Origin of the sequence: Apibacter adventoris (genome assembly GCF_002964975.1) — a bacterium.
GTDB lineage: Bacteria > Bacteroidota > Bacteroidia > Flavobacteriales > Weeksellaceae > Apibacter > Apibacter adventoris.
Map to the genome: position 1 here is coordinate 49,856 of NZ_PSZM01000045.1, position 15,755 is coordinate 65,610.

16 protein-coding genes and 2 riboswitches are annotated in these 15,755 nt (G+C 29.8%); of the genes, 8 read left to right on the plus strand and 8 right to left on the minus strand.

The window, feature by feature from the left end; all coding sequences use genetic code 11:
• Positions 1-205 precede the first annotated feature (205 nt).
• From C4S77_RS09895 to C4S77_RS09915, 5 genes are all read left to right on the plus strand, one after another.
• Positions 206-862 (plus strand): response regulator, encoded by a 657-nt coding sequence (locus C4S77_RS09895; protein WP_105247405.1) that lies wholly within the window; start codon positions 206-208, stop codon positions 860-862.
• 48 nt (positions 863-910) lie between these two features.
• Positions 911-1,378, plus strand: coding sequence for a LexA family protein (locus tag C4S77_RS09900; protein ID WP_105247406.1), 468 nt, complete (start codon positions 911-913; stop codon positions 1,376-1,378).
• Entirely contained in the window at positions 1,378-2,643 is a 1,266-nt protein-coding gene (locus tag C4S77_RS09905) for a Y-family DNA polymerase (protein WP_317614920.1), read from the plus strand. The genes C4S77_RS09900 and C4S77_RS09905 overlap by 1 nt, the downstream gene beginning before the upstream one ends.
• 249 nt (positions 2,644-2,892) lie before the next feature.
• On the plus strand, positions 2,893-3,528 hold the full coding sequence (locus C4S77_RS09910) for a DUF6348 family protein (RefSeq protein ID WP_105193416.1): 636 nt from the start codon (positions 2,893-2,895) through the stop codon (positions 3,526-3,528).
• A 311-nt stretch (positions 3,529-3,839) separates the two neighbouring features.
• Positions 3,840-6,860 carry a leucine--tRNA ligase gene (locus C4S77_RS09915; RefSeq protein ID WP_105247407.1) on the plus strand — a complete coding sequence of 1,007 codons (3,021 nt, stop codon included), beginning with the start codon at positions 3,840-3,842 and terminating at the stop codon, positions 6,858-6,860.
• A gap of 75 nt (positions 6,861-6,935) precedes the next feature.
• Here the strand turns inward: C4S77_RS09915 and C4S77_RS09920 are convergent, their stop codons facing one another.
• A complete protein-coding gene (locus C4S77_RS09920) occupies positions 6,936-7,703 on the minus strand; it encodes an SDR family NAD(P)-dependent oxidoreductase (RefSeq protein WP_105247408.1) in 768 nt (255 codons plus the stop codon).
• Positions 7,704-7,826: 123 nt separating this feature from the next.
• On the opposite strand from C4S77_RS09920, the gene C4S77_RS09925 reads away from it, so the two are divergent.
• The 3 genes from C4S77_RS09925 (at position 7,827) to C4S77_RS09935 (ending at position 10,985) form a co-directional block, all read left to right on the plus strand.
• Positions 7,827-8,153, plus strand: coding sequence for a MerR family transcriptional regulator (locus C4S77_RS09925; protein WP_105247409.1), 327 nt, complete (start codon positions 7,827-7,829; stop codon positions 8,151-8,153).
• Between the two features lie 228 nt (positions 8,154-8,381).
• Positions 8,382-8,482, plus strand: a riboswitch (SAM riboswitch).
• Between the two features lie 159 nt (positions 8,483-8,641).
• A complete protein-coding gene (locus C4S77_RS09930) occupies positions 8,642-9,778 on the plus strand; it encodes a trans-sulfuration enzyme family protein (protein ID WP_105247410.1) in 1,137 nt (378 codons plus the stop codon).
• 25 nt (positions 9,779-9,803) lie between these two features.
• Positions 9,804-10,985, plus strand: coding sequence for a homoserine dehydrogenase (locus C4S77_RS09935; protein ID WP_105247411.1), 1,182 nt, complete (start codon positions 9,804-9,806; stop codon positions 10,983-10,985).
• Between the two features lie 111 nt (positions 10,986-11,096).
• On the opposite strand, the gene msrA is transcribed toward C4S77_RS09935, so the two are convergent.
• The 7 genes from msrA to C4S77_RS09970 form a co-directional block, all read right to left on the minus strand.
• Positions 11,097-11,591 (minus strand): peptide-methionine (S)-S-oxide reductase MsrA, encoded by a 495-nt coding sequence (gene msrA, locus C4S77_RS09940; protein ID WP_105247412.1) that lies wholly within the window; start codon positions 11,589-11,591, stop codon positions 11,097-11,099.
• Positions 11,584-11,958 (minus strand): methionine-R-sulfoxide reductase, encoded by a 375-nt coding sequence (locus C4S77_RS09945; RefSeq protein WP_105193430.1) that lies wholly within the window; start codon positions 11,956-11,958, stop codon positions 11,584-11,586. The genes msrA and C4S77_RS09945 overlap by 8 nt, the downstream gene beginning before the upstream one ends.
• 101 nt (positions 11,959-12,059) lie before the next feature.
• Positions 12,060-13,466: a cell envelope integrity protein CreD gene (gene creD / locus C4S77_RS09950; protein ID WP_105247413.1), complete on the minus strand. Its 1,407-nt coding sequence runs from the start codon at positions 13,464-13,466 to the stop codon at positions 12,060-12,062.
• Between the two features lie 71 nt (positions 13,467-13,537).
• Complete coding sequence (locus C4S77_RS09955; RefSeq protein WP_105193434.1) at positions 13,538-13,840, minus strand: winged helix-turn-helix domain-containing protein; 303 nt, start codon at positions 13,838-13,840, stop codon at positions 13,538-13,540.
• Positions 13,841-13,854: 14 nt separating this feature from the next.
• A complete protein-coding gene (locus C4S77_RS09960; RefSeq protein ID WP_105247414.1) occupies positions 13,855-14,454 on the minus strand; it encodes a hypothetical protein in 600 nt (199 codons plus the stop codon).
• A gap of 348 nt (positions 14,455-14,802) precedes the next feature.
• Positions 14,803-15,036 carry a hypothetical protein gene (locus C4S77_RS09965; RefSeq protein ID WP_105247415.1) on the minus strand — a complete coding sequence of 78 codons (234 nt, stop codon included), beginning with the start codon at positions 15,034-15,036 and terminating at the stop codon, positions 14,803-14,805.
• A gap of 20 nt (positions 15,037-15,056) precedes the next feature.
• The gene (locus tag C4S77_RS09970; protein WP_105247416.1) at positions 15,057-15,389 is read right to left on the minus strand and encodes a MerR family transcriptional regulator; all 333 of its coding nucleotides are present in this window, start codon (positions 15,387-15,389) and stop codon (positions 15,057-15,059) included.
• A gap of 89 nt (positions 15,390-15,478) precedes the next feature.
• A riboswitch (cobalamin riboswitch) is annotated at positions 15,479-15,681 on the plus strand.
• Positions 15,682-15,755 lie beyond the last annotated feature (74 nt).

The following is a 15,755-nucleotide window of genomic DNA, read 5'->3' on the forward strand; positions in this document are numbered from 1 at the left end:
CTATTATATTATAATTAGACCCTTTAAAATATAAAAATTCCATAAAAAAATTTTTATATTTTATTTCCATATTACTCTGACATTCATTCAATAATCATTTTTTTTACATATAACAAAAGAATAACGTTTTTTTCTGCTCATTTATACAATAATTAAAATAAAAACATTAAATTTGTGTGATTATTTTTAACACTGAAAAATTTGTATGTTTAATAAAATTCTTATTGTAGAGGATTTTGAAAGCCTTTTTAAAGCGATCAAAATTATTGCTAAAGAACTACTGTATACACCTATTATTGATCAGGCTTTTGATTATGAAGAGGCTCGCATTAAAATTCAAACTGCAAAAGCTAACCAAGTTCCCTATGATTTATTAATCATCGGGCTCTCTTTTCCCCCTATAGATAAAGAGCAAAAACTAATTGAGAAAAAAGAGCTTATAAAAGCTCTTAAAAAAGAGCAGCCTTCCTTGAAAATAATTGTTTTATCTACTGACAGTAAGTACTGTGCAGAAAAACTTTTACAAGATAATTTCCCTATAGATGCAGTTATAACCGATGGTAAAGATAATATGAAAGAATTAAAAACCGCAATTACTGAAATATATAAGGGGAACACTTATATTTCGAAAACTGAACAAGAAAGTTATGCAAATAAAATAACTGCAAAAGATGTTGAACTTGTACGATTACTAACTTCTAAAAAAATAAAAGAAATATCGGTAATCTTTAAAACTCAGAATATTAAAGCTTGCAGTATAAGTTCTATTAACCAAAGAATAAAATACCTTAAAGAAACGGTTCACGCAAAAAGTATAGGAGAGCTAATTATTATATTCTCTCAATTAGGATTTTTAAAATAAGTTTTAAATATAAACAAAGAAAAGAGTCTCGCTCTTATTTTTTGGCACATGAAAATCCAAACGATACATAAAGGAAAAAATTTAGATATTTTTAGTCTAGATATATCTATTAAACAACCTCTTTCCTATTTTGAGGGCGGAATAAAAGCCGGATTTCCTTCTCCTGCCTCAGATTTTCCGGCTGAACGTATTGATCTGAATGAAGAGTTAATCAGAGATCCGGAAACCACATTTCTGGCTCGTGTAAATGGTGATTCTATGAAGGACATAGGAATTTTTGATGGTGATTTAATGATCATTGATAAAGCCTTAGAACCCCATAACGGGAATATTGCAGTATGTTATATAGACGGAGAGTTTACCTTAAAAAGACTTAAAGTAATTCAAGAAAAAGGTAAAGTAAAAGAAATTATATTACTCCCTGAAAACAAGGACTACAACCCAATCTATGTTACTCCTGACAATGATTTCATTATCTGGGGAATCTTGACCTACAATATCATAAAATTTATTTAATGATGTTTGCATTGATTGATTGTAATAATTTTTATGCCTCCTGTGAAAGAGTTTTCAATCCTTCACTTAGAAATATGCCTATTTGTGTACTATCTAACAATGACGGTTGCGTAATAGCCAGATCTAATGAAGCAAAAGCTTTGGGGATTCCTATGGGAGCTCCAGCATTTCAATACGAAAAACAATTTAAAGAAAACCATGTATATGTTTTCTCTGCAAATTTTGTTTTGTATGGAGACTTATCCAACCGAGTAATGAATATAGTTAAACGTTATAGCCATGAAGTTGAAATTTACTCTATTGACGAATCCTTTCTAAATTTCAGAGGTTTTGAAAATTACGATTTGCAATCCCACTGTCTGGAAATGAGAAACTATATTCTTAAAGGCGTGGGTATCCCTACCTCGGTAGGAATTGCCCCTACTCAAACATTAGCAAAAGTAGCTAATAAAATAGCCAAAAAATATCCTGAGCAAACAAAATCCGTTTATTGGCTAGATTCTCAGGAAAAAATAGAAAAGGCCCTAAAATGGCTCGATATTAAAGATATATGGGGAATAGGAAGAAGGCTAAACAAACGATTCAAGGAAAAAGGAATTGTAAAGGCATGGGAGCTGATTCATCTCCCCGATTCCTACATACGTCAGGAAATGGGAATAATAGGTATTCGTTTAATTAGGGAATTAAAAGGAATTCCCCAATTAGAACTAAAAATGCCGACAAAAAAGAAAAGTATAGCTACTACCCGCACGTTGGATGTTAAAACAAATAGTATAGATTCGCTTAAAGAAAGGATAGCAACTTTTGCAATAAAATGCGCAGAACGGCTACGCGCACAACAAAGCTGTTGTAATTGGGTAACCGTATTTCTTCATACAAATTACTTCCGCAATGATCTTTCGCAATATCATCCGTCGTTTACCTACACTCTGCCTACTCCTTCTAATTCTTCTATTGAACTGGTTAAGGCAGCTCATAAAGTATTAAATCAAATATACCGCAAAGGCTATTACTACAAAAAAGCAGGGGTTATTGTTTCGGGAATTATACCAGAAACTGAAAGACAAACCTCCTTATTTGAAGAAGATACTTTTTTAAAGCACAGGCCCATTATGCAAGCTATGGATATACTAAACCGTAAATACTTTAATGATAAAGTAAAATTAGGTTGCCAGGATCTAAAAACAACTTGGAAGATGAAACAGTCTTTCCTTTCTAAACGTTTTTCTACCCATATAAAAGATATTATTTGTGTAAAAGTATAAATTTACCGTATAAATCAAGGAAAACATAAACTTCCTAATAACATGAAGATTCCTTATAAATTGTTATTAATAAATTATCTTATTTTCTTTCCATTATGTAAAAAATTTTATAAGTAAAGATTATCCAGAATTTTACTGTACTAAGACTATTTTAAAAGAATAAACCCATCTTGATTTAGATTAATTACTACATGTAAAATAAACTACTATTTTTTCACTATTTTTGTAAGCCTCTAAATCAGCATACTAATGACTGCTCAGGAAATTTTATTCAATTTATTACAAGCATACGATTTAAAAGCTTTAGAATATAAAGACTGGATTTTGGTTAATGAACAACTTCCGGCCTTACATGCCTCTATCCAAAACTTAAAAATACATGAAAATGGAATCAGTCTCCGTTTAGATATTCGCATATTGCTTGAAAATAAAAATGTGATTGGAGAAAGTTTTACAGGAATTGGAAAAGATGAATTGAGCGCCACTCAAAATGCATTTCACAATTTTTCAATGAATTCATTACCTGTGTTACTTTCAGCTTTCTGGCAGATAGAAGAAAATGAGCAAATAGGTATAGAAGAATGGGAAATTAATGGGAAACTTTGGAAAGCATTTATTGGAAATTTTGGATGCAAGGGAGATTTTAATATACCTATCTCTCTATTTCCTTCCCTTGAAGAAGGAATAAAAAATGAAAAACTAACTGAAAATTTATACTGGTTTCGTTTTTACTATGCCAACCTAAATAAAAAAGATAATATGACAGAAGCCCTTATTAACAATGAGCCTTTGAAAACTTTAGAAAAAAAAATAGAAAATTTAGATTGGGAAAAATCAGATAAATTTTATAGTTTACGAAATTTTATAATTCTGCAAAAAAAATAAAATAAAATTTTAATAAAGCTAGAATATGCAAAAAAATCTACATTGATAACTGCTTTATTTTGATTATTTTAGTAAATACCCCCATTATAGGACAAATTTTTTAATGGGTGTATATAACATAATACTTTGGCATTAACCCGTAAATAACTTAATTCTTTATATATAAAAACTAATTATTTTAGAATTTATTAATACTATAAATCAAATAAAAATAAATTTGAAAAAAGTCTATAGGTTCTTGCTATTTTACATAAAACTTTCATATTTTAATAAAGCCTTATATTTGCAAATTAAAATATACCATTTATATCATGCAATATAATTTTCAGGAAATTGAAAAAAAATGGCAAAAAATATGGGAAGACCAACAAACTTTTGCTGCATCAACCGATACTTCAAAACCTAAATATTACGTACTGGATATGTTCCCTTATCCTTCAGGGGCAGGGCTTCATGTAGGGCATCCACTCGGCTATATTGCTTCTGATATTTATGCTAGATTTAAACGCCACCAAGGTTTTAATGTTTTACATCCTATGGGATATGATAGTTTCGGGTTACCCGCTGAACAATATGCCATACAAACCGGTCAGCATCCGGCTACCACTACCCAGGTAAATATTGAAGGAGGAATCGACAAACAGGGTAATGCAATTGCCGGCTATGAAAATCAATTAAAAAAATTAGGCTTTTCTTATGATTGGAACCGTGAAGTCCGTACTTCCAACCCGGATTTTTATCATTGGACCCAATGGTTATTTATCCAGCTTTATCATTCCTATTATAATAATGATAAACAACAAGCATATCCTATCTCTGAATTAGTAGAGATATTTCAAAAAGAAGGAAATTCCAACATTCAAGCAGCCACTTCCCAAAAAGAAATTTTTAGTGCTGATGACTGGAACGGACTCACCGAAGAAAAAAAACAAGAAATTTTACTTAATTACCGCCTTACTTACCGGGCTGAAACTACAGTAAATTGGTGTCCGGCTTTAGGCACCGTATTAGCCAACGACGAGGTGGTAAACGGAGTATCTGAAAGAGGAGGCCATCCGGTTTATCAACAAAAAATGATGCAATGGTCTATGCGTATTACGGCCTATGCAGAAAGATTGTTACAGGGGTTAGAGACTATAGATTGGAGCGAAGCTATAAAAGAAAGCCAACGGAACTGGATTGGAAAATCCAAAGGCGCTGAAATAGATTTTTCACTGTCTAACTCCAACATTACCATTAAAGTATTTACTACTCGTCCTGATACTATTTATGGAGTAACATTTATGGTATTGGCTCCTGAACATCCATTAGTAGACGAAATAACTACAGGAGAATATATAGAGAAAGTAAACCAATATAAAGAAGATAGCAGTAAAAGATCTGAACGTGACCGTATGGCTGATGCTAAAACCGTATCCGGACAATTTACCGGGGCCTATGCTATAAATCCTTTTTCTAAAGAAAAAATTCCGGTATATATTGCCGATTATGTTTTAATGGGATATGGCACTGGAGCTATAATGGCGGTTCCTGCCCATGATGAACGAGATCATCGCTTTGCTTCTTATTTTAGCCTATCTATTAAAGAAGTGATACAAGGAGGTGAAAATGTACAAAACGAAGCTTATGTTACCAAAGAAGGGATTTGTATAAATTCAGGAATTATTGAAGGATTGTCGGTAAAAGAAGCTCAGGAAAAGATTATTTCTGAAGTGGAAACCCAAAATATAGGAAAAGGAACTATAAACTACCGGTTACGAGATGCCGTTTTCTCCCGTCAACGATATTGGGGAGAACCCATTCCTATCTACTATAAAAATAATATCCCATATACCCTACCGGAATCTTCTTTACCATTGATTCTTCCAAAAGTAGAAAAATACCTGCCCACAGAAGATGGAGAGCCTCCTTTAGGCAGAGCCAAAGAATGGGCGTGGAATGAAAAGGAACAAAAAATAGTTAGTAAAGATTTAATAAATGATCAAACCGTATTCCCTCTAGAACTAAACACTATGCCAGGATGGGCCGGAAGTTCCTGGTATTACCTCCGTTATGCTGATCCAAAAAATAATACCAGGTTTGCAGATGATACCCAAGTGAAATACTGGGAAAATGTTGACCTATATATTGGGGGAAGTGAACACGCTACCGGACATTTATTATATTCCCGTTTCTGGAATAAATTCCTGAAAGATTACGGATATGTAAACAGTGAAGAACCCTTCCAAAAACTGATTAATCAAGGGATGATTCAAGGTATTATTGAAAATTGTTATAGAAGTATAAATTCTGGAAACTTTATATATAAAGGAAAAAAAATGATCAATATTTTTAATGATAATGAAGAACTAGGTGTTATCATTTTCGATAAAAATTGCTTCTCTAACCATATTTTTGAATTCACTAAAGAATATCAAACATTAGCTATTCCTATTGAATTTGTGAAAAATTATAATAAGAGCGATAAAGAGGCTTATCTTGATGAAGAAAATATTCATCAATATGTAAAATGGCACAATTTTAAAAATCCTGTTTTCATCACTCAAAATGGTTTTTATAAATATTCTGAAAAAAAATTTTATAATTTAGACGGACAACCATTACCTCCTTCTACTTTTAAATTCTATACAGAAAGTGAACTCGGTAAAATGTCAAAATCTAAATATAATGTAATTAATCCAGATGATGTATGTGAGGAATACGGAGCAGATACTCTTCGTATGTATGAAATGTTTTTAGGTCCTATAGATCAGGCTAAGCCTTGGAATACACAAGGATTAACCGGAGTACACAGTTTCCTGAAAAAACTATGGCGATTATATTTTAGCGGAGAAAATGAAGCTTTTTCTGTGTCTGAAGAAAAAGCGACTAAGGAAGAACTGAAAACCTTGCATCAATTAATTAAAAAAGTTACTGAAGATATTCAGAACTTTTCTTTTAACACTTCCATAAGTTCTTTTATGATTGCTGTAAATGAACTGGCTAAACTAAAAACCGATAAAAGGGAAATCCTGGAACCTCTGATTGTTTTACTTTCTCCTTATGCTCCGCATATAGCAGAAGAGCTCTGGGAAAAATTAGGACATACGGAAAGTATAGAAAAAATTCCTTTTCCTGAATTTCATGCGGAATATCTGGTTTCAGACAGTTTTGAATATCCGGTAAGTTTTAATGGTAAAGTACGTTTTAAAATAGAAATGCCTGCAGCTGCCACTCCTAAAGAAGTAGAAGAAGCAGTAATGGCTCACGAAAAAACGCCTAATTACCTGGAAGGTAAAACTCCTAAAAAAATAATTGTTGTACCTAAACGGATTATCAATATTGTTATTTAAACATGATAAAATTCCAATCCTTAAGGATTGGAATTTATCATCTATATAACCTACTTCTATTATACCCTTAAACTATTAATTAGTTGTAAGCCCACCATCTACGGATAAAACGGTTCCTGTAATCCATTTAGCCTGTTCTGATGCCAAAAAAACAGCAGCATTTCCTATATCTTCTATAGAACCAATTTTCCCCATCGGATAAATCGTTTGTATCATATCATAAAATTGTGACTGTCCCTGATCCGGGAGTTGTTCTATATTATATCGTAACTGAGGGGTATCTACACTTCCGGGGGCTATAGCATTTACCCTTACCCCTTGTTTACCAGCTTCAAATGCTAATGATTTGGTAAAAGAATCTAATCCTCCTTTAGTAAGTGAATAAGCCGTAGATTCCCGACCGGGAAGCATACGATGAGAAAAATAAGAAGATATATTTATGACATTTCCCCTACGTTCTCTTAGTGATTTATATAACCTTTGCGTTAGTAAATAAGGAGCTTTAACATTAAGGTTAATGTGCATATCTAATAAATCTTCTGTTGTTTCCTCAAAAGAAATAAAACGACCGATTCCTGCATTATTTACTAAAACATCCACTCCCGAAACCTGTCGTAAAATAGATATACTTAAATCGGGTATTTCTTTAATTAAAGATAAATCAGCCGAAAGCACCGACACCTGAGAATTATAAATAGTTAGTTCTTCTTTTACTTTCTGTAATTTCTGGATATCTCTGGCTATTAAAACCACATGTGCCTTTTGTCTGGCAAATGCATGAGCGATTCCTAAACCTATACCATCTGTACCTCCGGTTATAATAACATTTTTGTTTGTAAACATCTTATAAATTTTAATTTTTGGTTAATAATATTAATTTATTTACAAATAATGTAAATAATCTACAATTGCAAAGAAATAAACTATTTTTTATATTTGCAACATTATTTGTAAATTATTTACAAAATGAGTGCTAATAAAAATCTTTCTTTTGATTTTAAATTTTTAGAGAAATTAATTATAGGTATTGGAGAGGTTTCTCAAATAACCGGAATCCCTTGTCGTCAAATCAGGTATTGGGAAGACAAAGGAATAATAAAAAGCCTTACAGAAGAAGAGGGAAAAAACAGGAGATATAATTATGAAAACATCAAAAAAATATTACTTATTAAAGAATTGCTAGAAGAAGGATATACTTTAGATGCTTCAGCAAAAAAACTGGAAAGCAGAATGCAAATGATTGAAAGCGCTTTGAAAAAGCTGAATTTTGATGAAGAATCTGATGAAAAATAAAATATTATCCTTTTCATTTTCCAATTCTATCAATAGATAAATTCTTTAGATAGATGCTTTAATTGTTCATAAGCTTTATTATGTTAGTTTGTTTGTGCACTCATATCCTTGTTAATAATGCAGATTTAAATTATTTTAAAAAAACTATAATAATATTATCTCTTATTTTTTATTGAAATTTCAAAAAATAAATATATATTTGCATATTAACTGGATCATTAATAAAATTACTTATCAAGAAAGGTGGAGGGAATTGGCCCAATGATACCTTAGCAACCCTCTTATATGAGAAGGTGCTGCATCCAACCCCATTATGGGAAAGATAAGTCGAGAATAGCTTTATAACCCGATTTAAATATATTAAGCTTCTTTCGACCTATCGGAAGAAGCTTTTTTAGCTTCTTCTGAAAAAAATAGGAAAATCTTGTATAAGTTGTTTTGTTGTGATTAATGAATTTAATTTATTAATTGTAAAAAACAACCACATCATGAAATTAGAAACAAAAATTGTACACATTTCTAAACCAGATGAATTAACGGGAGCAATCTCTACTCCTATTTACCAAACATCTTCTTATGTACAGGAAGCACCCGATGTAAATAAAGGTTTTGCTTATACACGTACCGGAAACCCCACTCGGAAAGTAGTAGAAGAGGCTATTGCTGAATTGGAAATGGGTACTAACGGGTTTGCTTTTGCCTCGGGATTAGCTGCAACAGATTGCGTGTTGAAATTATTAAAACAAGGAGATGAAGTAGTAGCGGTAAACGATGTTTATGGGGGTACTTACAGAGTATTAACTACTATATATAATCGTTTGGGAATCACTTCTAAATTTATTGATACTACAGATATTGAAAATGTTAAAAATGCGATTTCTTCAAAAACCCGCTTTATATGGTTGGAATCTCCTACAAATCCGACTTTAAAAATTTCAGATATTGCCGAAATTTCAAAATTAGCTAAAAGTGTAGGTGCTTTGCTGATAGTAGATAATACTTTTTTATCACCTGTACTCCAAAACCCTATAGAATTAGGTGCAGATATAGTGGTACACAGCGGAACTAAATATTTATCCGGACATGGAGATGTATTAAGTGGTTTTCTAGTTGTAAAAGATCCCAAACTAGCTGAAGAACTAAAATATATACAAAACACAACCGGAGGAGTTTTGTCGCCTTTTGATAGTTGGCTTACCCTAAGGGGAATACAAACACTCCCTTTGAGAATGAAAAAGCATTCTGAAAATGGGCTAAAAGTAGCAGAATTTCTGGTTAATCATCCTAAGGTAGATAAAGTATATTATCCGGGGTTAAAAGGACATAAAAATCATGAAATTGCAGCAAATCAACAAAAAGCTTTTGGAGGTATGGTTTCATTTAGTTTGAAAGATGATACTATTGCTGCTGCTACAGATTTTTTAACCCGTACAAAAATCTTTCTTTTGGCGGAAAATTTAGGTGATGTAAGAAGTTTAGTAAGCCATCCTGTAAGTATGACTCATAAATCTACCCCTATAGAAGTGCGAAAAGCCTCAGGAATACAAGATTCTCTTATTCGTTTATCTGTAGGTATAGAAGATATAGAAGATTTACTGGAAGATTTAAAACAAGCTTTATCTTAAAAAACTTAGGTTCTAATTATAGATTATGACAAAAAAAAGATTAAAACTGGGCATTTTCGGTTTTGGTTGTGTGGGTACCGGTTTATATAAAGTTTTGGAAGAAGCCGGAAGTGTAGAAGCCAATATCAAAAAAATATGTATTAAACATGCCGATAAACCCAGACCAATAAATAAAAAATATTTTACAACCGATAAGGAAGAATTACTTTTAGACCCTGAAATTAATGTAATTGTAGAATTAATTGATGATGCGAAAGCTGCTTTTGAAATAGTTTCTAAAGCTATGAAAAACGGAAAAGCAGTAGTTTCAGCAAATAAAAAGATGATAGCGGAACGTCTGCCAGAGTTATTAAAACTGGAACAAACCTATAAAGTTCCTTTTTTATATGAAGCCTCAGTATGTGCCAGTATCCCCATCATAAGAAATCTTGAAGAATATTATGATAATGATTTATTAACCTCTGTATCCGGTATTTTTAATGGATCAACTAATTTCATTCTTACTAAAATGATAAATGATCATGTATCTTATCCGGTTGTTTTAAAAGAAGCCCAAGAAAAGGGATTTGCAGAATCTGATCCAACATTGGATGTTGAGGGAATTGATCCTAAATATAAATTATGTATAATACTTTTTCATGCTTTTGGACTTATAACTCAGCCCAAAGATATTTTCAATTTTGGTATTTCCAGAATTAGTGATTTTGATCTTAATTTTGCCCAACAAAGGAATTATGCCATCAAATTAATAGCCAAATGTAATAAAAACGGTAATGAAATAACCGGCTTTTGTGCTCCTACTTTTATAGAAAAAGAAGACCCTTTGGCGCATGTGAAATATGAATATAATGGAGTGGTTTTGGAGAGTGCTTTTTCTGAAAATCAACTTATGATAGGAAAAGGAGCAGGTGATAAACCTACTGGTTCTGCAGTATTATCAGATATATCTGCCTTAACTTATGATTATAAATATGAAAATAAAAAATATAAGCATGTTGATAAAAATCTGAAGTTAGTTAATAATGGTACTTATAAGGTATATGTAAGATATAATGATACTTTCTCAAATTTTGAAGACTTTAGTTCTATTGAAGAAAAATTTACCAGTCCTTATGGTAACTATTTTATAGGTAGTATTAATCTTGAAACTTTATCTCAATCTCAATGGATCAAAAATAAAAATATTAATATAATTTTTATAAGTTAATTTTTGAAATAGTATTTCTTTTAATTATCCATAAATGAAGTAAAGAAGCGAAATATTTAAATATACTTCGCTTCTTCTCTTACAAAAAGATTAGAGATATTGCCTACTTTATTAATCAAATATTTTCTTATATCTATGACAATATGGTAGGCTTCCTTTATGTTCATAATATTGTTGATGATATTCTTCTGCTTTCCAAAACGTACTCGCCGGTTTTAACAATGTTGCTACTTTATAACCTTTATTAAGTAATATATTTATATATTTTTCTGCAATTTCTTTTTCCTTTTCATCTGAATAAAATATACATGAAAGATATTGTGGGCCAATATCTGGACCTTGACCATTGGTTTGAGTAAAATCATGAGTTTCGAAAAATAATTTTACTAATTCTTCATAGGAGGTCTTATAAGGATCATAAGAAACTTCCGTCGTCTCCAAATGCCCAGTATTTTTTTTACATACTTGTTCATAAGTTGGGTTATCTACATGTCCTCCCATAAATCCTACTGCTGTATGAACCACTCCATGAGCTTTCATAAAATAATATTCTGTTCCCCAAAAACATCCGGAGGCAAAATATGTTTTTTTTAGGTTGTTACTCATCTGTTTCAGGAATAAATTTTAAAGAAATAGAATTCACACAGTGGCGTGTATTTTTAGGAGTAAGTCTCTCACCTTCAAAAACATGCCCTAAATGAGCCCCACAATTATTACAAACGATTTCTATTCTATGTCCGTCTGCATCTAAAACTCTTTTTATAGCTCCGGGTATTTCATCATCAAAAGAAGGCCAACCACAATGAGAATCAAATTTATCCGAAGATCTGTATAAAGGTGTTCCACAGCGTCTGCATACGTAAGTACCTTTTCTCTTATTGTTTAAATATTCTCCTGTAAAAGGATATTCTGTTCCTTTATGTAATATAACCGCTTCTTCTTCAGGAGTTAAAATATTATATTCTTTTTTCATTTTATTAAAACTTTTTATGTGATTAATGTAATTGCAAAATTTAAACCAAAAAAGCTATCCGTTAATGGATAGCTTTTAGATCTGTATTGTTTAAATATCTGTCATTCAACTATTTTTATTTCTATTTTTCGTGAAAAATACATTAATAAACCAATAATAATGAAGAGCCCTATACTTCCTGCCAATAAAGCTAATTCATCTAATTGAATAATTATAAATATATAGCCATACAATAAAGTTAGCACCATAAAAACGCCTCCCATTATTTTTGTATTTTTCACAATTCCTTTTATAAACCAACAAATTAACAATTCAGTAGCTGTTGCTGAAATAATGTAAGATTTATTAAATCCTATATATTCTGAAAGTGAAAGAAGCAAAAGATAAAATACTGTTAGGGCCAATCCTACCAATATATATTGTATAGGATGTATTTTTAATTTATTAATAATTTCTATAAAGAAAAAGGTTACAAAGGTTAATCCTATAAAGAGTATTGAATATTTAGCTACTCGATTTGTTTTGCCATATTCATCATTAGGCTGTATAATTTGTACCCAAAACTTAGCTTTTTGAAGATTATTTGTACTTTTTAAAATTTCTTCTGATTTCCGAGCCGGAACTGTCCATTCTATTTTTTTAGTTTTATTATTTATATTTTTTACTATGGGAGATTCGTTTCCATCAAATTTTAAATCTTTAATATCTGTTTGTAAACTAATTTTTGTATTTTTAGAGATAGGTAAAAAATTCAGAGAGTTCATTCCTTTTACAGATAGAGGTATATTTATTTTAATATTATTAGTATCTGCAAGATTTACCGGAACTGCAAATTCGTCAATCCATTTAATTTGAATAGGCTCTTCTGAATCATTTGAAAATATTTTTTCACCAGTATCTATAGTACCATCTACTTCTGCTAAATATGTTTTCCCTTTTATAATAAAATTCAAATTTTCATTCAATCCGTTACTGTCACTTATTCCAAATACTATTTTTGCTTTTTCCCATTCATAATTTATATCATTGTCTGCTTCTATTAAATTTTTATAATTAAAATCGGCACTTATATTCATTTTCGCTTGGTAAAGCATAACATCAAAAATTCCTCTATATTTTGGCAATGCATCTAAATTACCCATAATAGATAATTTATTAGGAGAAAGATACACATAATCTATTTTTATCTTTTTATCGGGGTCTATAATTTTATAGGGAACTTTTATAAATGGTCCATATAATGTTTGCTCTGTACCAAATTTTGCTCCTACTTCATTTATTACTATTTCTTTTCTTTCTTTTCTTTCTTTTATTAAATTGAGTATAAAAGGAGTAGGAATAAGCATGATTAAAATAAGTACTATAACAATAAGTCCTTTAACCAATGTATTTTCATTTATTTTTTGTTTCTTTTTTTGTAATGTCTTTTTAGTTTCTGAATTCTTATTAGCAAATAATTCATTTTTGGTTTGTAATTTTTGATCTTCTGGTTGATTTTGATTTTCCATGGTTATAAGTATTAATTTTAAATATTATATATAAAAGTACTTTGAATTACAAAGTATTTAGTCAAAAAAAATTATTTCATTTTTTTTATTATTTTTTCTAATGCATCTAAATGTTTGAGAAAAGCTTCTTTACCTTTACTTGTTGCACTATAAGTTGTATGAGGTTTCCTTCCTATAAATCCTTTTTTTACAGATATATATTCATTTTCTTCTAAGTTTTTCAAATGAGAGGCCAAATTTCCATCTGTTAATTGTAATAATTCTTTCAAATCATTAAATGCCAAGACTGAATTTACTGAAAGTATACTCATAATTCCAACACGAATACGATTATCAAATATTTTATTTAAACTATTTATATTAATAGGCTCCATTATATATTTTCTTTTCAATCATATTTTTTCCACAAAATTAAACCATAAATTATATGTAATACCCCAAAACCTATAATCCAAAATATCAAAGAATATGTGATAAAAAAAGTGGATAATATACCCAACATTATTTCTAATATTCCGACTATTCTTACTTCATCTAAAGTATCTCTAGATACTGTAAATAAAGACAATCCATAAAAAATTAAAGTAGCTGAAGGTACTAAAATTGTACAATTATAATTTATAAGAGCAATAGAAGCCATCCCACCAGTAAACAAGGGTATAGAAAAATTTATAAACATTCTTTTAAATACATGGGTTATTAGTTTTTCTCCCTTTCTTATAACTTTTCTTATTGAAAAATAAATTCCTCCGATAACGGCTAAAAATAAAGTGATCAATGCTAAGTATAATAAAACATTATAAGAACTAGATTGGGATGGCGGAATGAAAGTTGTTTTTACTAAATAAATAGCCATAAAACCAGATATTAGACCGCATGAACCTATCCAAATCCCGCTCCAGCCACTCATACTTAAAAATTGAGAAGATTTCTTAATATAAGTTCTAATCTCCTGAATACTTTCTAAAGGGTTTAAATCACTATTCATATATAAAGTACTTTGAAATACAAAGTTATAAATTTTATTTTATATATTTTTAATTATATTGAAAAATATTTATTAAACTTTAACATGTAAAATTTATAGAACAGAATTCTAAAGAGTTATCATTATTATAACTAACAAAAATTTTTAATATAATATATGAATATATAAGAAATTAAAACAATTGTTTCTTATATAAATATCTATATGAGCATGAGATTATACTATAACAAAAACAAAATTTCGTGTAATTAATTTAAAGTAAAATAATTAAATTGCAATATAATTTTTTATTTATAAAAAAACTGTATCAATAAGATACAGCTTTTTGATTGGATATATTAAAATAAATTATTCCTCTTCTTCTTCATATTTATCAATTTCATCATCACAAAAGTCAAATGCTTGTTGTATAAGATGATTTACTTCATTAGTTATTTCTTCTTCCTCACCTTCTAACTCATCAAACCATTCAACTTCTTCCTCTTCAACATTTAAAATAAACCTAGGAAACTCGGTGTGAACGACATATAAATCATCAGGAAAATCAGAGTTATCTGCAATTAAAAATTTTGGTAATTTCATAAATTTTTATATTTATATTGTTAATCTTCAAGTAAATTTTTAAGTTTTAATAATTCGGATTTTACTGCTTGCAGCCTTGTTATAATTTCAACTTTTTTTTCTAAATTCTTTTCCGTTTGTAAAACCGTTCTTGCTCCTTCTAAAGTATAACCTTTTTCTTTAACTAAATGATAAATAATTTTTAGGTTATCTATATCTTTTGGCGTAAAAAAACGATCTCCTTTTTTATTTTTTTTAGGACAAATTATATCAAATTCTTTTTCCCAGAACCTAATTAGAGATGTATTTACGTTAAAAGCTCTAGATACTTCTCCTATAGAATAATATAATTTATCTGGAAGTTGAATATTCATGCAACAACTCTATATTTTTAAATTTTGCAATGTGCTAATTTAACAAATTTATAAGAATTGAAAAATAAATACATTTTTAAATAATTTTTTTATATTTGTTGAGTTTTGGTGTTTTTTATATAGAAAATATTAAACTTAATAGGGAATTTGGTGAAAATCCAAAACAGGCCCGCTGCTGTAAGCTTCTAAATAGTTTTAAGAATAAAAAAACAACCACTGAATAGCTTAATATTTGGGAAGGTTTTCTTAAAATGAAGTAAGTCAGAAAACCTGCCAATTCTGAAAATGATATAAGTTAAACGCTTTCGTGGAATGAAGCTAAAACATCTAAAAGTTTTTTACAGATTACTTTTTCTGTTTATATTT